17 protein-coding genes and 9 pseudogenes are annotated in these 21046 nt (G+C 56.9%); 17 read left to right on the top strand and 9 right to left on the bottom strand.

The window, feature by feature from the left end:
* The first annotated feature begins 422 nt into the window (after positions 1-422).
* Entirely contained in the window at positions 423-752 is a 330-nt protein-coding gene (locus tag X268_RS36575) for a hypothetical protein (RefSeq protein WP_128929781.1), read from the top strand.
* Positions 743-1224 (top strand): annotated as a pseudogene (locus tag X268_RS36570) (transposase); the annotation flags it as partial. The gene X268_RS36575 and the pseudogene X268_RS36570, both read left to right, overlap by 10 nt.
* Before the next feature lie 51 nt (positions 1225-1275).
* Here the strand turns inward: X268_RS36570 and X268_RS36565 are convergent.
* Positions 1276-2192, bottom strand: a pseudogene (locus X268_RS36565) (IS3 family transposase); the annotation flags it as partial.
* An 835-nt stretch (positions 2193-3027) separates the two neighbouring features.
* On the opposite strand from X268_RS36565, the gene X268_RS36560 reads away from it, so the two are divergent.
* The 5 genes from X268_RS36560 (at position 3028) to X268_RS36540 (ending at position 7666) form a co-directional block, all read left to right on the top strand.
* Positions 3028-4617 (top strand): amidophosphoribosyltransferase, encoded by a 1590-nt coding sequence (locus X268_RS36560; RefSeq protein ID WP_232995614.1) that lies wholly within the window; start codon positions 3028-3030, stop codon positions 4615-4617.
* A 9-nt stretch (positions 4618-4626) separates the two neighbouring features.
* Positions 4627-5307, top strand: coding sequence for an HAD family hydrolase (locus X268_RS36555; protein WP_128929780.1), 681 nt, complete (start codon positions 4627-4629; stop codon positions 5305-5307).
* An 81-nt stretch (positions 5308-5388) separates the two neighbouring features.
* Positions 5389-6216, top strand: a complete 828-nt coding sequence (locus X268_RS36550; protein WP_206733206.1) for an NAD(P)-dependent oxidoreductase — start codon at positions 5389-5391, stop codon at positions 6214-6216.
* A gap of 245 nt (positions 6217-6461) precedes the next feature.
* Complete coding sequence (locus tag X268_RS40285; protein WP_246767936.1) at positions 6462-6695, top strand: IS4/Tn5 family transposase DNA-binding protein; 234 nt, start codon at positions 6462-6464, stop codon at positions 6693-6695.
* 743 nt (positions 6696-7438) lie between these two features.
* The gene (locus X268_RS36540; RefSeq protein ID WP_188637434.1) at positions 7439-7666 is read left to right on the top strand and encodes a hypothetical protein; all 228 of its coding nucleotides are present in this window, start codon (positions 7439-7441) and stop codon (positions 7664-7666) included.
* On the opposite strand, the pseudogene X268_RS36535 reads toward X268_RS36540, so the two are convergent.
* Positions 7630-7838, bottom strand: a pseudogene (locus tag X268_RS36535) (transposase); the annotation flags it as partial. The gene X268_RS36540 and the pseudogene X268_RS36535 overlap by 37 nt on opposite strands.
* A 244-nt stretch (positions 7839-8082) precedes the next feature.
* Between X268_RS36535 and X268_RS36530 the strand changes: the two are divergent.
* Positions 8083-9309 (top strand): annotated as a pseudogene (locus X268_RS36530) (IS110 family RNA-guided transposase).
* A gap of 61 nt (positions 9310-9370) precedes the next feature.
* Here X268_RS36530 and X268_RS36525 read toward each other — a convergent pair.
* Positions 9371-10213, bottom strand: a pseudogene (locus X268_RS36525) (IS256 family transposase); the annotation flags it as partial.
* On the opposite strand from X268_RS36525, the gene X268_RS36520 reads away from it, so the two are divergent.
* Positions 10212-10547, top strand: coding sequence for a DUF4365 domain-containing protein (locus X268_RS36520; RefSeq protein ID WP_128929778.1), 336 nt, complete (start codon positions 10212-10214; stop codon positions 10545-10547). The pseudogene X268_RS36525 and the gene X268_RS36520 overlap by 2 nt on opposite strands.
* A gap of 87 nt (positions 10548-10634) precedes the next feature.
* Complete coding sequence (locus tag X268_RS36515) at positions 10635-11345, top strand: hypothetical protein (RefSeq protein WP_128929777.1); 711 nt, start codon at positions 10635-10637, stop codon at positions 11343-11345.
* A gap of 4 nt (positions 11346-11349) precedes the next feature.
* On the opposite strand, the pseudogene X268_RS40770 reads toward X268_RS36515, so the two are convergent.
* Positions 11350-11451, bottom strand: a pseudogene (locus X268_RS40770) (transposase); the annotation flags it as partial.
* A gap of 52 nt (positions 11452-11503) precedes the next feature.
* Between X268_RS40770 and X268_RS36505 the strand changes: the two are divergent.
* The 4 genes and pseudogenes from X268_RS36505 to X268_RS40265 all read left to right on the top strand — a co-directional run.
* Positions 11504-11795: pseudogene (locus X268_RS36505) on the top strand (transposase); the annotation flags it as partial.
* A gap of 624 nt (positions 11796-12419) precedes the next feature.
* Positions 12420-12737: an IS4/Tn5 family transposase DNA-binding protein gene (locus X268_RS40275; protein ID WP_232995611.1), complete on the top strand. Its 318-nt coding sequence runs from the start codon at positions 12420-12422 to the stop codon at positions 12735-12737.
* A 150-nt stretch (positions 12738-12887) separates the two neighbouring features.
* On the top strand, positions 12888-13397 hold the full coding sequence (locus tag X268_RS40270; protein WP_232995610.1) for a hypothetical protein: 510 nt from the start codon (positions 12888-12890) through the stop codon (positions 13395-13397).
* Positions 13398-13529: 132 nt separating this feature from the next.
* Positions 13530-13742, top strand: coding sequence for a hypothetical protein (locus tag X268_RS40265; RefSeq protein ID WP_245478034.1), 213 nt, complete (start codon positions 13530-13532; stop codon positions 13740-13742).
* Between the two features lie 196 nt (positions 13743-13938).
* Here the strand turns inward: X268_RS40265 and X268_RS36495 are convergent, their stop codons facing one another.
* Together X268_RS36495 and X268_RS40950 are read right to left on the bottom strand one after the other, a co-directional pair.
* Complete coding sequence (locus tag X268_RS36495) at positions 13939-14631, bottom strand: substrate-binding domain-containing protein (protein ID WP_232995608.1); 693 nt, start codon at positions 14629-14631, stop codon at positions 13939-13941.
* Between the two features lie 192 nt (positions 14632-14823).
* Positions 14824-14901, bottom strand: a pseudogene (locus X268_RS40950) (LacI family DNA-binding transcriptional regulator); the annotation flags it as partial.
* A 103-nt stretch (positions 14902-15004) separates the two neighbouring features.
* Between X268_RS40950 and X268_RS36490 the strand changes: the two are divergent.
* Entirely contained in the window at positions 15005-16240 is a 1236-nt protein-coding gene (locus tag X268_RS36490) for an NAD(P)/FAD-dependent oxidoreductase (protein ID WP_232995607.1), read from the top strand.
* On the opposite strand, the gene X268_RS36485 is transcribed toward X268_RS36490, so the two are convergent.
* The 3 genes from X268_RS36485 to X268_RS36475 all read right to left on the bottom strand — a co-directional run bounded on the left by X268_RS36485 (position 16237) and on the right by X268_RS36475 (position 19164).
* A complete protein-coding gene (locus X268_RS36485; RefSeq protein WP_128930174.1) occupies positions 16237-16575 on the bottom strand; it encodes a MocE family 2Fe-2S type ferredoxin in 339 nt (112 codons plus the stop codon). The two genes, X268_RS36490 and X268_RS36485, sit on opposite strands and share 4 nt — an antisense overlap.
* Positions 16576-17018: 443 nt before the next feature.
* Positions 17019-17870: a sugar phosphate isomerase/epimerase family protein gene (locus X268_RS36480; RefSeq protein ID WP_128929775.1), complete on the bottom strand. Its 852-nt coding sequence runs from the start codon at positions 17868-17870 to the stop codon at positions 17019-17021.
* A gap of 7 nt (positions 17871-17877) precedes the next feature.
* Entirely contained in the window at positions 17878-19164 is a 1287-nt protein-coding gene (locus tag X268_RS36475) for an NAD(P)/FAD-dependent oxidoreductase (protein WP_128929774.1), read from the bottom strand.
* 247 nt (positions 19165-19411) lie between these two features.
* Here X268_RS36475 and X268_RS36470 point away from each other — a divergent pair.
* Both X268_RS36470 and X268_RS36465 read left to right on the top strand, forming a co-directional pair.
* A pseudogene (locus tag X268_RS36470) lies at positions 19412-20527 on the top strand (DDE-type integrase/transposase/recombinase); the annotation flags it as partial.
* Between the two features lie 104 nt (positions 20528-20631).
* A complete protein-coding gene (locus tag X268_RS36465; RefSeq protein WP_128929773.1) occupies positions 20632-20997 on the top strand; it encodes a hypothetical protein in 366 nt (121 codons plus the stop codon).
* Positions 20998-21046: the final 49 nt, after the last annotated feature.

Genomic DNA, 21046 nt, shown 5'->3' with positions numbered 1-21046 from the left:
CGCTCGCGAGAATTCGTCGAGCCAGCTTTCTGTTCAATTGCGCTGGACGACACGCCAGTGCTCGTGGCGACTGACGGGTTCTGGGCCGAGCTGGATCATCGCCAGCAGAGCGCTTTCATCCATGGTCGCGTTCCGGAGAACGCCGGAGAGAGACGACCGCAGCGTACTTCAGATCACACGACTCGGAAGAGGCGGGTTGTCCAAGGTCTCACGGAGCGAGCCTCCTCGCAGAATCTACATGGTCTGCAAGCGCAAAATTGTCGCAAATTTTGCCCCTCTCGATCGAGACAAATTTCGTGGCGTTGAGACGTGACAGATTTTGTGTGGAATTGACCTGGCATGGACGAGTTTTTGGCTAACGAGATTCTAAATTTCTTCTCTTACGGTGCCCGCGGGCAATTGAAGACCGTGGAGTGTTCTGGATGTTTGCCAAGTTGATGCTTCGCGTTCGTGGTCAGCTGATTGCGGGTTTTGCAGCGGAATGTGCGATCATAGCGCTCTCATTCGGATATGCGGTTTTCGCAGTTAGCGGAGTCTCAACCACCGTCAATGAGATGGTGGGTCTTCGTACGCCGGTTGCGATCGCCAGTGCCGAGTTGGCCGGCAATACCGTAGTCTTTGTCGCTTCCGAGAAGGCTTCGGCTAACCTAGAGTCGGTTGCCTGCGCCACTGAGCAGATGAGCTCATCAGTGACCGAAATCGGCCGCCAAGTGTTGGATGCCGCGCGCATTGCGAGCGCCGCGGTTCGATAGGTGCCGTCGGCGACATTCGGCGCTTTGCCGATCCGACCAGGCTGGTGAGCTACCTGGGGCTGAACCCGAGCGTCAGGCAGTCTGGCGAGGGCCCCTACCATGGCAGGATCACCAAGCAGGGCTGCGGCCAAGCTCGCGGAATGCTCGTCGAAGCAGCATGGGCTGTAGCCCGTTCGGCGGGACCGCTGCGTGCATTCCTTCAACGTGTCGCTGCACGACGCGGCAAGCACATCGCGGCAGTCGCGACGGCGCGGAAGCTGGCGATGATCATCTGGCATATGCTGACCAAGAGCACTGACTAAATCTGGACGAGGCCGGCCCTGCTGGCGCACAAGTTCCGGAGCATCGAACTGCGCGCTGGACTACCCACCAGCCATGCCAAGCGTGGATCGGCCTATGATACAACATCCCCGCGAAGAGGGCTGAGGAACGAGCAGGCGTGGAATGCGCCGAGAAGGAGTATACGAGATTGGCGGCCAAAGCCGCGATCCCGACACAGCAAGGCTTCTGCAACATAGGGCTTGTCTACAACATCCGTGTCGGTCGGCTTGCCGGGCTGCGAGAAGTCCAGCATGACGCCGCGCTGGTAGGCCCACAGGTCAAGATCGCGCGACACGAACTCGCTGCCTTGATCGACGCGGATCGTGGCCGGGAAGCCCGCTTCTTTGCAGGCCCTTTCCAGCACCGCCACGACGTCGGCGCCGCGGAAGGTGAACCGTGGCGCCAGCGCCGGTGAGAACCGTGAGAAGATATCGACGATTGTCAGCACGCTAAGCTTGTGTCCTGTTGCCAACTGGTCATGGACGAAGTCCATCGCCCAGGTCTCGTGGATCGCGTCGCCGGCTTGCGATCATCGCGCAGCTTGACTTTGACGCGGCGCTTGGGCCTTTTTGTTGCGCAATTGCAGGCCCAACTCGCGATAGACGCGCCGGGTCTTGTTCTGGCACGGCGCCCATCCTTCACGACGCAGCAGCACGTGAACGCGGCGATAACCGTAGCGAATGCGGGCATGACAGGTCTCCTTGATCTTCTGCTCGAGGGCAGCTTGGCCGGAGCGACGGGACTTGTAGTGGTGGGTCGACCTGTCAAACTAAAACGCCGCACAGGCCCTGCGGATCGAGACCTGCCATTCGTTGCGGACTTCGTCAACCAGCTTGCGCTTCCGGCAAGGCCTCATAGCCTTCGGCGGATCACGTCCTGCGGCATCTCCTTGTCGAGCGACAGGCCCGCGACCAGTTTCTTCAGCTTGCCGTTCTGGGCCTCGAGCTGCTTCAAGCGCGGCATCTCCGTCGGCAGCAGTCCGTCACACTTCTTCTTCCAGTTGAAGTAGGTCGCTTGGCTGATCCCGACCTTGCGGAAGATCTTCGCAGCCGGGACGCCATCGTTGCCCTGCTTCAGGATGAACGCCTTCCGGGCGTCCGAGAACTTCGAGGCCTTCATCGTCCTTCGCTCCTCCCAGCCGAGGGGATTCGGCAGCGAAAACTCTAGCCAAAGTGGTCCAGCTTGCCGGCCTCAGATCATGTCGTTGAACCGACACGCACGATGGTTTCACCGAAAGGGTTAAGTGTTGGCGCCCTGCCTTCGGTCATGAAGCGCTCGAAATTGAGCGATCTTAACGTCGCTACCGTGTTGCCCCGTTGCGAGCGCTTCTAAGCCTGCTCGTTGTCGTCGCGCTCGCGCACAACCGTTCGGCGCGGCGAAGGACGTTGATCATCGAGAGGAGATCGTCAGCGTCGGCTTCAATGCGGCTCTTCACTCGCATCCCAGTCGGAAACTGAAGATGTCGGCGACCGCGTCCAAGACCTGCTCGCCATCTGTCTGGAGCCTCTGATTCCGATCCTGCGGTGTTTGAAAAGGCGGTAGGCCTGAAGCAGGTGCTCGATTACGACTCGGTCGCCGGATCAGAAGGCCTGGTGCGGCTCGAAATCGTCATGCTCGCGCATGTGAGGGGACTGCGTCGCAGGCAAGCTCGAGCGGGTCCGTGGGACCATAGGACACCGAGAACCAACAGTCAGAGCTTGGCTCTTTTCGTACCAACGCGTCGCGCTTCAGACAACGTGTCGGGAGTCGGACGACGCGAAATCATCGCTGGCAAACCAAATGGCCAACTCTTTTCGAATTCCGTCGGCTCTGGGGGCGCGAGCCGAGTGATCTAAGGGCTGGTATGGCGCTTGCTTAAAGAGAGGCGGAACCACGTCTACGCCCCCTGGCGATTAAATACCTTCGCCTGCGATGGACCTAGGAGATCGGTTCTTTAGCACGAGGAGCTAATAGCATGTCCGGTGTTGCTGCTGCGTTTCTATGCTCTTCAAGCAAGTCACGGGCGACGGTTTATGATCGGCTCAAGCACATGGTTCCGAAACTTGCATTTCGCGGTCAGGCGGGGGTCGGCATTGCAGCTTTCATGCACAAGGAAGGTGTTCGATATGCGAGAGCGCTTCAGTCCTCATGCGACTCAGTGCGCATTGAGCACGATGAACAGGATCCGAATTTTAGGCCCCATGTTGCAATCGCCCATATCCGTAGCCGATGCCGCGGAATCAGCGATGGCGGGGACCTTCAGCCAATTCACAACAATGCGGGCACCAGCCGCAGTTTGGCAATTTCTCTAGATGGAGCCTTGGTCAATGGCCGTGAACTCAGGGGAGAATTGCTTGCCCAGGGCTATAGGTTGGGCAGCAACACAGATGCTGAGCTCTTGCTCAAGTGGATTGAAGGCTCTTGTGAAAGAGACTATTGGCGGCACGGTCTGCCCGTCAATTACGAAAACATCTTTCGCGACATTGATGACCGAATTGATGGCGCTATTAGCGCGATTCTCCTGGACGGAGAAGGAAATCTGGTTGCATACCGTAATCGATGTGGTTTGCGTCCATTGGAAACTATGCAAACAGATGACGGGTTCTTGCTGGTTGCTTCGGAAAATTGTGCCTTTGCCGATCTGGAGGGTAAGACACAGCAAATCTTACCAGGGCACATCAGGTATGTAGACGGGAAAATGGGGTACTGCGTTGATCGTTCCGTGAGCAACGGGCAATACAAAGCCAAACTCTGCGCCTACGAAGCTCTTTACTTAGGAAATCCGAACACATCGGTCGAAGGCCAATCACATTTCGAAACCCGTTACAACATCGGAGCCGCCCTTGGTGGCCTTGTTGCGCAGCGACTGCAAGGAGAACTAGGCTCCACACTCACAATCGTTTCCTCCATGCCGCATACTGGCGGGCCGTACGCTGATGGTCTGTTTGCATCTCTCGTCGAATACGGCGTGTTCGCCCAGCGTCGGGAAGTAGTCTCAACGCAATTTTTTCAGCGAACTCTAATCGGTACACCCAGCGAGCGAAAATGTCTCATTGCTCAAAAGTACCGCGTATCGGAAACGAGCCTTGCTGAAGCCGCGATAATAATTGTCGACGAGGCCCTCATTCGTGGCGATACCAGTCAGGCTGTCACGAATATGCTGCTTGCCGCTGGGGCCAAAGCCGTACATTGGGCGATCGGTTCGCCGCCCATAGTGGCTCCTAACTACTACGGCATGGGTATCGACACACTAGATGAGTTGGCATTCTGGCAGATATGGAAACAATTGCCGCCTGAACAGCGCACGCAAATCCTTCGCTTTCACAAGATGGAGCCGCAAGATCTCAAAATCATCGAAAGCAATATCGCGGCATCCATCAACGCGGCCACGATAACGTATCTGCCGTTTCCACTTCTAGTATCGTTGTTGCCCTGCAGGCAAGACGGCGTCGATTTGTCACCGTTTACATTCGAGATGCCAACCCCTGCGGGGCAGAAGCGCGCGAATAGGAACTTGCGCGAATTAGCGGCCGATCTTCCCTATTCGGAATCGATCCTTGCTTGAGGTCAAATCATGAAACCGGTTCTCGTCTTTGATTGGAATGGAACGCTGCTCGATGATACGTACGCACTGCTCCAAACGACAAATGCCATACTAGATCGCTTTGGTCATGCAACAATCGACATGAGCACCTTCCGGGAACATTGCGATGTTCCGCTATCTCTTCTTTATCGCAGTCTCGGAATGTCGCAAGACGAGGTTGCGACGGTGGATCGCGATGGCAGTGCAATCTTTCACGACACGTACGAACCTCTTGCGGGTAAAGCCGATCTGCGCGAGGGCGCGCGCAGGGTGTTGGAGTTAGCGCACCAAGAAGCAGCTTCGTCCATCATCGTGAGCAACCATATAGTCGATCCTCTGCGCTCCCAATTGAGAAGACTTGGGATCGACGACTACATCAACGATGTGCTCGCCTTTGAAAACCGCACTACCCAATATAAATCGATGAGCAAGGGAGAGCGGCTTCGTCTATACATGCAGAAAAACAACCTGAAGCCGGCGTCAACCTTCATCATCGGCGATATGCCGGTCGAAACGGATATCGCGCGCAATCTCGGACTCGTAAGCATATCCATTACCGGTGGATTTGTTTCGGAGTCGCGCTTGCGCGCGGCGCGTCCTGACTACACGATTAACAACCATCATGAGCTGTTACCAATCTTACAAAGGCACGGGTTTTTTCGGAATGCATAAATCATGATTGGCGAGGAATCATCACCCAACGTCGCTCCTAAAACGGCGAAGCAGAGAATAGGCCTTATCGGAGCTGGACGCATGGGAACCGGTATCGGTATCAGCCTATTGCGTCACCAAATCGAGCTGCATATCAAAGCGAACAAAACTCGCTTCGGTGCGGATCGCTTGACTGGTGCAGGTGCCCATGAACATCCTTCGATCGCCGAGTTGGCGCGGCATGTAAACGCCGTCGTGTTATCCTTGCCTTCCAGCCGCGAGGTTGAGGCAGTATGCCTTGGGCAAGATGGGCTGTTCGTCCATATGCCCCGAGGAGGGTTGATAATTGACTGCTCGACGTCTTATCCTGCTTCAACGGTCGCACTGGCTGAGCAGGCGCAAAAATGCGGCCTAAGCTTTATGGACGCTCCAGTAACGCGGAGCCCCGAACAAGCAGAGCTAGGCCTTCTCAACGCGATCGTTGGATCGAATGAAAAGCTTTTTCCTGTCGCTGAGGGCATTCTTGGTGCGTTTTGTGAGACCGTTCTTCATGTCGGAGATGTCGGACAAGGTCACAAGCTCAAGCTTGTTTACAACAGCATGACTATGGGGATAGCGGCGGTAGCCGCGGAGGTTTGCCAGTTTGCGTGCGGCCTTGACGTCGATCTCGTAACACTCCGCTCTCTGGTTAGTCGGGGCTCCACCAATAGCGGAATATTTCAAGCCTTCGTGTCCTTTTTGTTAGGCGAGAAACCCGATGTTCTGGCAATCTCAATCGCGAATTCCGCAAAGGATATTGAGTGCGCTGTGCGCCTGGCAGGCGAGAGCGCAGTTCCGGTGCCGGTCTTGGCTGCCGCCGCACACAAATTAAATGTCTCAGTTGTTGCGGGCAAAGGCGAACTCACACTACCTCATCTGTCTCGCCCATGAGCTCCTCGGCCTATTCATAGCAATCGAGAGCGGGCTCTAACCGCGGAGCGAGTGCAGATCGTCGTTATGGAGAGGTGTAGCTGGCGGGGCCGCGGCCCTCTATCGGTCTGCGCATTTTCATCGATGCAGTGTACGCATCCGGGCAACCCTACGATTACCCACATTTTTTGAGGTGTACTGTGCCGAAAAACTTGAGTCGCCAGAAACGCTTGTGATTCTTTGACGGGTACCTGATTCGAGAAGAGGTGCTCTATGGACTGACTTCACGCGCGCGGGATGAGAAGGCGGATCGGTTGACGTCTGACGCGGTGACCTGGTTTGACCGTGAAGCAGCGCTTTGCGAATTCCATGACACTCGGCTTGGCGAGAGAATTCGCATGCTGCTGAAGCAGATCGGCGGAGACATCGGACAGAGCATTCCGATGGTGTGCCAAGACTGGGCTAATACCAAGGCGGCCTATCGTTTCTTTCTCCAATGAACGAGTAAGCGAGGCCGACATCCTGTCACAGTGCCGGCCTTTGGCATGAGTTGCATCGTGTCGAGACATGATGCATCCGCGCCACGTCCGCGTTTCACCGTATTGGCGACCGGCGCGAGTACATCTGATTGGCAGCTTCATTCCACGAGGCGACCTAAGTGCGGCAAGGCCGCCGCTTTTGTTGACCAGGCGATTGCCGGCATCTGAGCCGCTTCGCGCGAGAAGATCGGTGCTTTCCCGGTACGACGTTTGGAATTGTGCGAACGGATTGTCGGGCGGAGGGAGCTCCAGCCACTCGTCGTCGTACTCGGGACGGTCGTGCTCGAGTCCGTAGTCGAAATCTTCGACCACGTGGTGGGAGCCGGTGTTGGTTTCCTGATGGTTCTCGACGCCCTCCGGATACTCCCAGACCCTAGGGAAAGTCTTCCCAATTCCGGATGCTTAATAACGGCTTCATGGTGGAGCTCCGGTCCCATCTGTCGCTCGTCGCTGCAAACGGCGTTCCAGTCCAGCAGGTCCGAATCGATTTCGTGTATCTCGCCAAAACGTCGATGTCTGATACGGGCGGTTCCATTGCAGTAGACGTACATCACCAGCGATTTCCCGACTCTTTCCGATGGCATCATACCATCGGAGCGCGCCCGCGGTCGAAGCGGATTGTCGATCGCCGATAACCGACGAAGGAGTGCACGACCGGCGTCGAGCAATGGACAGGAGTCGGATCCCGCGCCCAACATACGGCCATGAAGAAGGTCGTGAAAAGCGATGTCATCGGACAGCAGGGAATGTCCCTCATCGAGGGAATCGTTCTCTTGGAGTTCATGTTCTATCCGACCGGCGGCGTCGAAGCGGAGATCGACGGCTTCATCGAGTTGCGTGACGCCGAAACGGGCGAGGTCGCAACTGGTAGTGTCCAGTATCTTTCGCACATTGATCAGGCGACGACTCCGGTCTCAGAGAGTTGCTGCTGATAGAGCGGTCGCATATTCATGTAGCATTTGGTCGACCACGCGTTCCGGCAATGTGCCGCAGCCGTGCCACTGCCAAGTTGAGACAGGATTGACCGTCAGGAAAGGCGCCGATGACACGGGTTCGTCGCCGGATCTCCTTCATGATGCGCTCGAGCGGATTGTTAACCGGTATGAGGATGGCGCGGTCACTGTTTCCGCTACTGGCTTTTCGAACTGGTGGCATATGCTGCGAGTATCCGGGATAGAGGCTCCGGGAGCACGAAGGTGCGGGCGGCCGGTTCGTACGATGAGCTGCGAGCTCGTTTTGTTAGGTGGCCGCCTCTTACGACTCGCCCGGTTGCGCCGAGAGCGCGAATCCGTAGTTGTCGTGTCGCCCGCCGCTCTCGTTATCAACGTGGCGGGGAGGAAAGACGGACATGCGACGCGTAATCGGAATGGATATCCACCGCACCTTCTGGGAGGTGGCGATTTGGGAAGGAGGCGTGCTGCGGCACGCAGGCCGGGTCGACATGACCCGCGTGGCACTTGAAGGCTTCGGGAGGACGCCTAAGCCGACGGACGAGGTCGTTCTGGAAGCGACTGGCAATAGCATGGCAGCGTCGCGCGTACTGTCGCCTTTCGTCGCCCGGGAGGTGATCGCCAACCCGCTGCAGGTGAAGGCGATCGCCCATGCGCATGTGAAGACCGACAAGGTTGATGCAGGCACTCTCGCGAACCTTTACGTCGCGGGCTACTTGCCCGAAGTGTGGACGCCGGACGCGGTTACCGAGCGATTGCGCCGGCTGGTGGCGCGGCGTTACCAGATTGTACGTCGTCGAACACGCGTAAAGAATGAGGTGCATGCGATCCTTGCGTCGCATCTTGTTCCGAAGTGCCTTCACTCTGACCTGCTCAACCAGCGCGGCCGAGTGTGGCTTGCACGGCAGGTCGTGCCGGCAGATGAGCAGCCGGCACTTGAGCGGAATATCCGTGAACTCGATCGGCTCGCCGAAGACCAGGCGGAGTTGGACCGCGAGATCGCACTGAGTGTCATGGGCGACAGTCCCGTGCGAAGGCTGATGACGATCACGAGCGTCAACCTAACGGTGGCCGTCGGCATCATCGCGGCGGTCGGCGACGTCACGCGAGTCAAGAGCCCACAGAAGCTGGTGAGCTACTTCGGCCTGAATCCACGGGTACGCCAGTCGGGCCTCGGCGCTGCCCATCATGGGCGCATCAGCAAGGTTGGTCGCAGCCACGCGCGGGCGATGCTGGTCGAGGCGGAATGGGGTGCTGCAAAGAGGCCTTGTTCGTTCGCATCAGGGCGAAGCGGGGGCATCAGATCGCGGCGGTCGCGCTTGCCCGTAAGCTCACTGTCCTATGCAGGCATCTGCTGACCAAGCAGGAAGACTATCTTTGGGCGCGGCCGGCTCCGGTGGCGAGCAAGATGCGCGCCATGGATGGAGGCTCAGGCGGGGCGGCCGCAGAAGAAAGGCAATCGCCGGGGGGACCACTTACGCCTATAACGTCAAGTCTCTGCGCGACCAGGAACGTCAGGTCGCCGAACTCGCCGAGAAGAGTTACGTACGATTTGTAACGTACTGGAAAGTATGTCCGCCGAGGGCGCGGCGCGCGGACGCCTCAACCCGATAAGGCTTGAATAGGCTGCCTGGCCGCGCTTCCAGCCGACACGCCGCTCTTCGCCACGAGGTCGCCCGCGCCAACCGCGGCGCGGCTCTCTTGGGTATGAATGGCCTTGAGCATGTGGCTCACCTCGCGGACCCGGGTCGACGGCACGAGGCTGAAGACATTGCGATAAAAATGCACCATGCGGCGCTGATAGCGTACCCCCCGTAGTAATCCGTAACGCTTTCGGCAAGACCTCGGCAGGCATCGGAAACCACCAACTGCACGCCCTTGAGACCACGATCGACGAGATGCCGCAAAAACGATGACCAGCCGGACTTGCCTCCGTGGCACCTTCACAGATGCCGAGGATCCCCCGGAATCCCTCGGCATTGACGGCCGAGGCCATCAGCAGCGACACGTTGCGAACTTCACCGGCCCAGCTGCGCTTCATCACAATGCCATCGAGATAGAGATACGGATGCTCGTCCTCGATCCTGCGATTCCGCCATGCCTCGATCTTGGCATAGATCTTCTTGTTCAGGTTCGACACTGTGCTCGGGCTGACCCGGGTGCCCCACAGCGCCTCCGTGATGTCTTCGACCCGGCGAACTGAAATCCCGGCCAGATACATCTCGATCAGCGCCTCCTCAACCGAGCTCTCCCGCCTCTGGTAGCGCTCGATAGTCGCCGTCTCGAAGGTTTGCCGCCGTAGCTTCTGGCCTTCAAATTGACGTCGCCCGCCTTGGTTTGCAGCGTTCGTTCGTAGCTGCCCGCCCGCGTGTCCTGCTGGGCCTGGCTCCGCTCATAGCGTCCGACACCGCACAGCAGGTCCGCTTCGGCCTCCAGCATGGCATTCAGCGTCTCTTCTACCGTTCCGCGGACCATCTCGCCCAGGTGATCGCGAATCCGGGCTTCATCTATCTGGATCACCTGACCCATGGCATTCCCATCGTTCATCCAAAGCTCCTTCATTCTAGAAGAAGCCGTCAGTGCTGAAAGAGCGAAAGATTCTGTACGCAACCTGCTCCTGCGGGTCCAGGGCAAGGCCACTGAGCGCGAACGACTGCAGGTGGAGACCGAGGAAACGTTCGAATTCGCGTGCGCCGACGCTGACATCGAATACTGGACCAAAGGCACGGCTCCCGTCCTGCTGATCGTCGTGGCTCTGAAGACGCGGAAGGCCTACTGCAAATCGCTGAAGGAGTGGTTTGCGGATCCGGAGCGCCGTAAGTCCCGCAGGTCGTCTTCGAGAAGGCGAACCTACCAACGCTAAGGGGTGTCCCAATGGGGCGATCTGAGTACAATAGGACCTATGCTTGGTGGCAGGATTAAGCCGCCACACTAAAAGCGAGGACTACGCATGCGCCCGAATTATCTTTTCGGAATGAGGCAAGCCGCGAGGCAAGCAAAGGCACTCCAAATTCCCGAAATCGCCGCTATCGAGTTTGGCGTCGCTGGCGGTATGGGACTGCTGGAGATGGAACAAGTCGCTGAGAGTCTTCAGGCTGAAACGGGAGTTCGCTTCCGACTCTACGGCTTCGATCTGGAAACTGGCTTGCCACCCTCTGACGATTACCGAGATCTGCCATACCTCTGGCGCGCCGGTTTTTTCAAAATGGATAGGGCTAAATTGGAGCGTCAATTAAAGCGCGCCACCCTGATAATCGGCAACGTCGGCGAGACGGTTCTGGCGTTTATCGAACGCTATTCGCCACCTGTTATCGGCTTTGTGTCTTTCGACCTCGACCTCTATACAAGTACTAAGCCGGCACTAAACCTTTTCAACTCTGCTGCATCTCATTTTCTACCACGGACCTTCTGCTACTTTGACGATATCGTCGGTGATCTTGATGAAGTACACTGCGAATGGGTTGGGGAACTTCTGGCAATCCGGGAATTTAACGATGCTCACGCAGCGCGGAAAATCGCAAAGATAAACGGTCTGTCTTGGAAGTTTGGCGCACCAACGCAGTGGCATGACCAGATCTTTGTGTTGCACCTGTTCGATCACCCCGCCTACAAGCAATACATCAATGAGCGGACGGACTGGCAACTGCCCCTACCAGAATAAGTTAGCTGGTCCCGGCCTTGCGGCAGATCTCCGCCACCGCAACCCCGTCACTGCCCTGCTTCAGGATGAGCGCCTTCTGGGCGTCCGAAAACTTCGAAGCCTTCATCGTCCTTCGCTCCTCCCAGCCAGGGAACCGGTGCGAAAAACTCTAGCCAAAAATGGTCCAGTTTGCCGGCCTCAGATCAGAAGATGGACGGGCAAGGTTCACGGAAGAGCAGGTTATCGCAGTGTTGAAGGAGCATGAGGCTGGAGCGACGACAGCAGGCCTGGCTCGCAAACACGGGTCTCCGAGGCGACGATCTACAATTGGAAGGCCAAGTTCGGCGGCATGGAAGTCTCCGAAGCCAAGCGGCTGAAGCGCTCGAGGAAGAGAACGCGAAGCTGAAGAAGCTGCTGGCCGAGCAGATGCTCGATGCGGCGGCACTGCGCGAGCTTTTGTCAAAAAATGTATGGTTCACCCCGTCCGTGTAAGGGTTCGTAACAACGAAAATGACACTTCCAGTTGCATAAATGTATCCGGCCTCTCGTGAGTGGACTGCTGTTGCAGCCAGGCCATGATGAGATCTGCGCACGCCGTTCCCAATAAATGGTTCGGGCACGAAGCCCGTTTTTTGCACAGGCCTTACGGCATGTTGATCCACTGTTTCGTCATCACTGTTCCCGAGCCATGCAATCGAAGCCAGCGTCAGGTGAAAGCAGGATCTCTGCGTTCGTAGAGAGCTCAAGACCACCCAGACAATGCGTGCGGATTCCGAGATGATGGTGCGCACCGTACCGACTTGATGGCGCGCAGGGTTCCGAAATGATCGCGCCCAGCATTCCGAGCATTTTCCGCGCAGCATTCGGATTTGATCGCGCGCAGATTCGGATGGTGTGAGGCCCGATCGTTGGGCCAATTCTCCGGCTGGAAGCAGCTGGGAGGATTGGATGCCGACGAGGAGGGTTATCATGCGCCAGGTGCGCGAGATTGTGAGGCTGAGCCTTGCATCGGGAGGCGTCCGACGCGATGACCTGGTTTGATCGTGAAGCAGCGCTTTGCGAATTCCAGGACGCTGGACTTGGCGAGAGATTTACATGCTACTGAAGCAGATCGGTGGAGACATCGGCCAGAGCATTCCGATGGTTTGCCAAGACTGGGCGAATACCAAGGCGGCCTATCGTTTCTTTTCCAATGAACGAGTAAGCGAGGCCGACATTCTGTCTGGTCTCTTTAAATCGACGCGGGAACGTATCGCGGCTGCGAAAGGTCCTGTTCTTGTCCCGCATGATACGACCGAGTTCACCTATCAAAGAGAGCGCCCGGATCTGATCGGGATGATTAAGCGCATCCCCAAAAGCAACTCCCGAAGATTGGACGGAAAACCCAAACGTACACGACATGCGGAATATTGATGCATTCGAGCTTTGCGGTGACCCTCGAGGGGCTTCCACTGGGGCTCAGCGCCGTGAAGTTCTGGACCGAAAGAAGTTCAGAGGGGGCGCCGCGCTCAGGCGCGAGGTCAACCTGACACGGATCCCCATTGAAACCAAGGAGAGCATTCGGTGGCTGGAGAACCTCAAACAATCCACGGAGCTTTTCGAGAAGCCACGCAGTGCATCCATATCGGTGATCGTGAGGCCGATATTTATGACTTGTTGTGCGCCGCCCAAGAGGTTGGAACGCATTTCTTGGTAAGGACCTTTGTCAATCGCCTGGCAGGCGATGGCGATCATACCGTTGCAACGATAATGGACGAGGTCGTGGTCAAAGGCCTCCACCGGATCGAAGTCCAGGATAGCAAGGGCAATCCAGACCAGTCTGTTCTTGAAATCCGGTATCGTAAAATCGGTACTTTGCTACCGATCGGCAAGCAGTCGCGGTATCCAACTTTGACTATGACAGTGATCCACGCTGATGAAAGAGGAGCGCCAAAGAACAGAAAGAAGATTGAATGGAAACTCCTGACCGATCTTCCAGTGCAATCGGCGCAGGGCTGCGATCGAGAAACTCGAATGGTATTCCCTGCGATGGAAGATCGAGGTCTTCCACAAGATACTCAAATCCGGCTGTAGGGCAGAGGAGGACTCGCAACTGCGGACTGCTCAGCGATTGACGAATCTGATCTCGGTATTCTGCATTGTGAGCTGGCGCATTTTTTGGATGACGATGCTTAATCGTTCAGCGCCAAATGCCTCACCGGATTTGTGCTGACCAAGGCTGAAAGCCAATTGCTTGATCGGCTCCTCGAAGACAAGAATCCAGTCGACACACAACGAAAGACATTGTCGCATTATCTTATCAAGATCGCCAGGCTCGGCGGCTATCTCGCCCGCGCCAACGATCCGCCACCAGGGAATCTGATCATATGGCGCGGATTATCGCGATTCATCGATATCGCAACGGGAGCGAAACTCTGACTCAAAAAATGTGGGTAATCGCAAGCATCACCGGACGGATACCATCAAGCTTGGCCCACGGCGAGTTCGGGCGCCTTTCGGCCGAGGGCAGGCTGCTCGTCAGCCGCGCCAAACGCAGCATTGCCGCTAGCGCGCAGAACGCGCCGGTCGCGATGAAAAAGAGCGGCCCTCGCAGGACTCTGGATACTGCACAGTCTTAGATGTTGTATTTCGTGTGGACGGTAAACGATACTATCCCGGCCTCGGGCGCGTGAGCCGTTAGGCCGAAGCGGGCTAAGAGAAGAGCTACCGACCTCGATGCTTGTTCTTCCGGGTTCTGATCAATCGCCAGAGCAACGACGCCGGTCTTCATCATCTGTCTGACCTCGTCGCTAAGGTCGTGCGCGATCACGATTGGTGCTCTGGCCAACCACGGTGCCACTGTGTGGGCAAGCCCATTTTTTGATCCCGCGACGTAGATACCGCTGACAGCATCCTCGGACATTCCTTTAGGGCACTCATCGCTCTCCATTATCTCGACGTGTATCGGAGAAGAAAGTTCTGCCTTCACACCGTCTCGAAATCCACTAATCCTAGAGGCCTCCGCTCGGTATTTCAGATCGGAGCAGACCGCTAAGTAGATTCCCCGATTGACCATCCGGGACATGAAGAATGCCGCAGCTCGTCCGGCTCCGTAGTGGTCAATCCCGACGTAGGCCAACCGTGGTGTCGTCGGCAGGTCTGATCCGAGAGTAATGACAGGGGTCCCCGATGAGGTCACCGAGGCAATCGCATCTATCATTTGATCTGTCTCGGGTCCGTACACTATCACCGCGTCTGCCTTGGCCGCGCGAATCAGACCCGGGACCGCTTCCGCATGCCGCTCCTCGAATAGGACGCGTTCGATCACAAGGGATTTTGTAGTTTGCGCGATTTGGCTTTCAAACGCTCGGGCAAGCCGCAACAGAAGGGGCGTCCTTTGCGAAGGCATTATTACCTTGACTCGAAAGAGCCGACGATGGGGCGATGGAAGAGTCCGACTGATCCCCAGCTGACGAGCAGCTTCGATGACTTTCAGCGCCGTCTTCGGGGATACATTAGCTCGTTCATTGAGGACGCGATCGACCGTTGCAATTCCGACGCCAGCGAGCTTGGCTACCTCGTTCAGCCCAGGTTTCATTCGCTTCGGCTTTCGTTTTGCGGTATGTTTGTTGACGATAGCCCATCGCAGGTCAACACCGCACTTCGCACCAAGATGTCATGGATGCACAGGATTATAACTGATGACTGAGCGATGCAGAATAGTCATCGTTGGAGGGGGGCACGCCGGCGGCAGATTGGCGCAACTCTTGTCTCGCGGCCCCGATCGCGTCCACGTGACCCTCGTCGGGGCCGAGCCTATCTATCCCTACGAACGACCTCCGCTATCTAAAGGAGTTCTCCTGGGCACCAGCGGGCTCGATGACTGCGTGTTGTGGAAGCCTAACGACCCAGTTTGGGAGCGTGTAGAGACCCATCTCGGCGTCGCCGTTGAAGATGTTGATCGCGTCCGGAAAAACATCCGACTTAGCGACGGTAAAGTGATTAGATACGATCGATTGGTTCTCGCTACCGGCTCTCGAGTTCGCGGGTTTCCGGTGCAAGGAAGTCAGCTCCGCGGCGTCTTTAGCCTTCGAAGTTACGCCGATGCTCAAACCGTTTCTAAGTACTTCCTGGCATCAAACCGAGTGGCCGTCGTTGGTGGCGGATTTATCGGCCTCGAAGTCGCGGCGGCCGCCGCACAGCGCGGCATCCAGCCACGAGTGATCGAAGCTTCCGACCGACTGCTTTCTCGCTTGGTGCCGCGACTGGTAGCAGATCGCCTTGCCGAGACGCACCTCCACGCTGGTGTGCAATTGACGTACGGGGCCATGGTCGAGAGGTTCGTTTCCAATGGCCATGGTAGCCTAAAGCGCGCTGTTCTCAGCAATGGAGATGCTGTTGACTGCAGTGTCGCCGTCGTTGCCGTTGGTGTTGAACCTGAGATATCCCTTGCGATTGGCGCCGGCTTGGAGATCGACATTGGTGTAATAACTAACGAGCAGCTGCGTACCTCTGATCCCAACATATTCGCCTGTGGCGACATTGCCGCCTTCTGGCATCCACTTTACCAACGGCATATACGTTTGGAGTCGTGGCAAAACGCGGAGGATCACGCAAGAATCCTAGCCGCCGTACTGCTGGGCGAAGAAGTTACGGCGCCGTCAGTCCCATTCTTTTGGTCTGACCAGTACGACCTCTCCCTTCAAATAATGGGGTTACCTCATCTCGGTACGTCGACAAGGCGAAAACCGACAGCGTCTGGAAGCGCGATCTTGCTTCACTGCGACGCACTTGAACGACTCGTCGGCGCGACCGCCATCGGACCCACGGCGCTCATCGGGCGAGAGCTGAGAAAAATGCGTCAGCTGATTGCTTCACGCGCTATCTGCAACTCTGTCACGCTTGACGGAGCCGAGTTAGAGGTCGTTGCGGGTTAAGCCCGTCGAGGTACCAAAACGGTGACCGCTCCATCCTCGATTCTCACCTCGTACGTGCGCAGGTTTATGCATACCGGAGCGCCAAGTGCCTTTCCCGTCATATAGCTGAACCGTCCAGAGTGACGGGGGCACTCCACCGTGTGGCCCTCAACATAACCATCGGACAGGTGGGCGTGTTCATGAGTGCAAATATCGTCTGTTACGAAGATTTCGCCCTTCGGGGAGCGAAATATTGCGTATGAATGCCCGTCAAACTCCCAGCGACGAACGTCTTGAAGCCGAATATCCTCTACCTTGCACGCAAACACCCATGTACGAGCGGTGTCGTCAACCATCTTCAAATCTAGGCTCATGTTGAACTTCTCTTCCCTCTTTAGAATATGCTGAACGTCTGGCGCCATCACTTTTGCACCTGACATCGAACCCTTCGTCGATCGATCCGGCGGCAAAGTCGGGCTATCATTAGGTCGACTTCTAGTTCTCCCGCGTACCCGTCGACCTCATTGCACCTTTGGATCTTCTCAATAGACCATGTATGCATGCGCCGCTTCCGGCCGGGCCCCCCAAACCGATGTCGACCAAGATCCCAGCGCTCTCATAGCTCAAATCAACAGAAAGAGGCCATCTGGATCAGCACACGAAGCGTGTATCGACGATACAACAAATCGCGATCGCCTTGATCTGGACACCTACATCTGCAGTCTACAGTTTGCAGTCTTCAGCAGCGGAGCAGTAGTGGGCTGTAACGTTTCCTGAGTTCAAGCGCTGTCGTTGTGCTCTACGCGTTGTCTTCCAGGTGGGCTCCAGACTTGTCCCAAGCCTTCCTGACGCATTCTCGAAGCATCAGGGCTTCGCTCCAGCGATCCGTTGTATCTTCACCATCTCGACCGGTTATCGCGTACGGCCGCGGCCCCAACTCGCAAGTAAACGCCAATGCCTCTCCGTCCGCCGCGCGCCGGCGCCAACTCCGAAAGCCGTAGCCCCACCACTCTAAGAACTGGTCGAGCCACATTTGGTGCTGCGGGAAGCTAATCTCGATTTGTATTTGCTCGCGGCTTGCTACCCTACCGTGGAACGCCCAACACCTATCCAAAACTTGATGGATGTGGCTGTTATTCTCCTCGGTAATTGGCCATGAGAACTCGCGCCCAACAACGAAGTGCGAAATATCCCCCAGCAGCTTGAGATCGGGGATTCGTTCAAGTAGATCGAGTGTAAAGAACAGGTCGGTCGTCATCCGGTCGCGATGTGTCTCTATATAGACGGGAAAATCGCCCTCCTCGGCAAGCCGCAGCCATCCTTCTAAAAGCGGGATGCAATCATCCAAGCGACGTGGCCGTACATCTGGTTGAATCTCAAGATGATGAAGACCGAATTCCGTTGCATTTTCGAGCACTGGCTTGAGCTCATCGATGGTCTTCGGAAAACACTGGCCTTCGGCTGTCAACCCGTTCGCCTTCAACAGGCCATGCAGCTCGCGTACGTACTCCCGGCTCCGCCAATCTGCGCTAACGCCGTCATAGCCGGCATCTTTGATCATTCGGATGTTTTCCTCAAGCCCGCGTTCTGGCTCCGTCGCGCTTCGCAATTCCATGGCCCAAAGCGACTGAAAGAACAGGATGGTGTTCATGTAGTGTCTACCTTCGAACTGCTGAGAGAGCGGCTTCATGCGTTGAGTGGGCGTTGACGGCATCTGACTGCAAGAGCTTTCTCAAATCGTAGCTTGGGTCCTGCAGGACGGAAGGCGACGGGCGAAGGCGCCTCTCAATTATCGAGGTCGCGACTCGGACGATCTTTGCTACTTGCGATAGGCTACCGAACGCCGCCGTGGCCTCTAGAACGCCAAATCTGTCTAGGAGAAACGTTACTATACCCCCATCGTCTAAACTACGATTTACCTCGACCTGCGATTTGTTCGGAATGCCAGCAACTTGGAATACTTTGTCGAATTGATCAGACCACATCCATGGAACTGCCCTATAGGAAACCTTTCGTCCCAAAATGTTCAACGCGGCAGTGCCCCCCTGGTCCAGCGCATTCTTCCATGCCTCCAATCGTATCGTGTCTTTACCCGTCGACGCCGGATATCTTGCTGCGTCTCCGGCGGCGAAGATCCGAGAGTCTGCAGTTTGGAGGTATTCATTGACGAGAATGCCGTCGTCAGTGGCAAGGCCAGCCTTCTGCGCCAATTCAACGTCGGGATCCGCGCCAACAGCAACCAGAACTGTGTCGGCTACGAATTCCTGTCCTGATCTGAGTCGCACGCCCTCGACCATGTCGCAACCAATGATCGCCTCCACGTCCGCTCCGAGGAAAACCTTGGTGCCGTTGGAACGATGCAGTTCTAAGATTCTATCGGACGTCGAGATCGGCATCACGCGAGACAGCAGAGCGGGTGCCTTTTCCAAAACTGTTGTGTCAACCCCTCTTGCCCGGGCAGACGCCGCGACTTCCAATCCGATCAGTCCTCCGCCGATAACGACAAGCCTTCGTGCCGGCATCAATCTCTCTCGGAGAACGGCGGATTGATCCAACGACCGCAGCGCGATCACTCCCTTCGAGCCGACGCCAGGCAACTGCGGAAAACGCGGTTTTGCTCCTGTCGCGAGCAGGAGGTAGTCATACCGAAAACGATCTCCTCCAGCGAGTGTAACGCTCTGTGCGTCCCGGTCGATTGCTTCCGCTCTGACCCCAGAGCGGAAAAGGATTCCGTTCTGGTCAAGCCAACCTGGGGCAAGAGCCGCTACGCCGCTGAAGCTCTCCTCTTGAGTAAGGACTGACTTGGACAGAGGCGGACGCTCATAAGGGGCGGACCGTTCCTCCGTTAGGAGTACAATCTCGTCGGACCACCCATGCTCCCGTAGTGCGCGAGCTGCACTCGTCCCAGCATGTCCAGCACCAACTATGACAATTCTTCGAGCCATCACATCAAGTCCGAACTGTGCGAGCTTGGAGGTTAGTCGCCGACATCTGATTTAGGCTATTCTGAACCTGATGTTTTTCCATCATGTTTACGATTCGTAGACTCGCTCGTGTGCGGGGCGCCCCGAGTCGGCGGCCTGCCGGCGTAGGATCAACGCCATGTAGTGTGGCGTGTTCGCCGTCAGCGCCTCTGAGACCAGGACTTCACGAAGGAGGATTTCTGGTTCATCGTTGCCGTACGGAGCGAAGTTGAAGCAGAAATCCGGGCCGGACAAAGCCCCGGCAGAACAAGTGCTGAAGGACAACCGACGCCAGGCACCTCGGCAGTATTCAGCGGAAAAGAATATCCGTATCGTGTTGGAAGGATTTGCGCGACGAGGAGAATATCTCCGAGCTGTGTGGCCTCGATGTATTATGGCCGGTCCAAGGAGTTCCTTGAGGCTGGCAAACGCCGCCTTGGGGGGCGACACTGCCCGCTCAGCCACGTCCGGCGAGGTCAAGGATCTTCGTCGTGAAGCCTCCGAATTGAAGGAGGTGGTCGCCGATCGTACCCTGGAGAACCGCTTACAAAAAAGAGTTGAGCGCGGCTGGGGAGGACGAGGCATGAGGTATCCTGCGTTCGCGAAGGCCGAGATCATCGCGCTGGTCGAGCAATCACCATCTGCGTGCCAGACGCACGCTCGAGAAGCTCGGCATCCCGCGAGCCGCATTTTATCGGTGGTACGATCGCTACCGTGCGGTTGGCGTTGAGGTACTGGCTGAGTATCGCTCGAAGTCGGACATGGTCTGGAATCGGGTTCCTGACGAAGTCCGCGGTCAGATCATCGATCTGGCGCTGGAGATTCCCGAGCTGTCGCCGCGCGAGCTGGCGGTGCGCTTCACCGATGACAGAAAGTACTTAGTCTCCGAGGCGCTGGGTCTATCGGCTGCTGAAGGCGCACGACCTGATCACCAGCCCCGCCTATGAGGTGATCAAGACGGCCAACGAGTTCAAGGACAAGACCACGGCGATCAACCAGCTCTGTCAGACTGACTTCGCCTACCTCAAGATCACCGGCTGGGGCTGGTATTATCTGTTCACTGTGCTCGCTGACTTCTCGCGTTATATCGTGGCGTTGAGGATGAGCCCAACCATGTGCGCCTCCGACGTTACGGCCACGCTCGACCGGGCGCTTGTCGCCTCAGGCCTGGAGTACATCAATATAAAGCAGCGGTCACGGCTTCTCAGCGACAACGGATCAAGTTACGTCGCGGATGATCTGGCCACCTGGCTCAAGGGCAAGGACATACGGCCTGTGCGCGGTGCGCCAATCATCGCCAGACCCAGGGCACTGGCATCAGACCTTGAAGAACCGCATCTTGCTGAGCGCATCAAGCGCGAGACCATCGCAATCCGTCGCTTGCGGCATCGACTGCAGGCAGCTTAACCTCTAGCCCAAGATGATCCGGAGCCTCCCTTCTCGAAATGCATGAGCGGTCTCAAATTATCTGACGACGGACACAACGCGAACATTGCGGCGCCGTGGTCGAAGTTGGCGAAGAGTTCGGCCGCGGCGGTGAAGGTCGTGTGGTCCGTTGTGAGCAAGACGCCAAAGTTCGTCGCCGGTGGCGCAGCCCTCAGCGTACAACGGTTCGCTGCTAATAACGCGAGCGACCGGTTCGCGGCGAAGTCGTTCACCTCGAAGTGGCGCCCGGCGCAATCCGTTGTGGCCGCTCAGATGCTGCATCGCGGTTCGAAAGGCAGTGATGTCTGGTGTACCGGTGTTTCGATAGCGAGCACGCTAAGTTGCATCAGTTGCCGATCTGCAATCTATACTCTCGACCGCTATACGTAGCGTGCAGGGGAGCAAACGAGCCGTACAATGACGAGCGTTTAGCGGCCGT

Origin of the sequence: Bradyrhizobium guangxiense (assembly GCF_004114915.1) — a bacterium.
In the GTDB taxonomy this organism is placed as follows: Bacteria; Pseudomonadota; Alphaproteobacteria; order Rhizobiales; family Xanthobacteraceae; genus Bradyrhizobium; species Bradyrhizobium guangxiense.
Note: the sequence above shows the minus strand (reverse complement) of the source record. Positions and strands in the feature narration are given on the sequence as shown.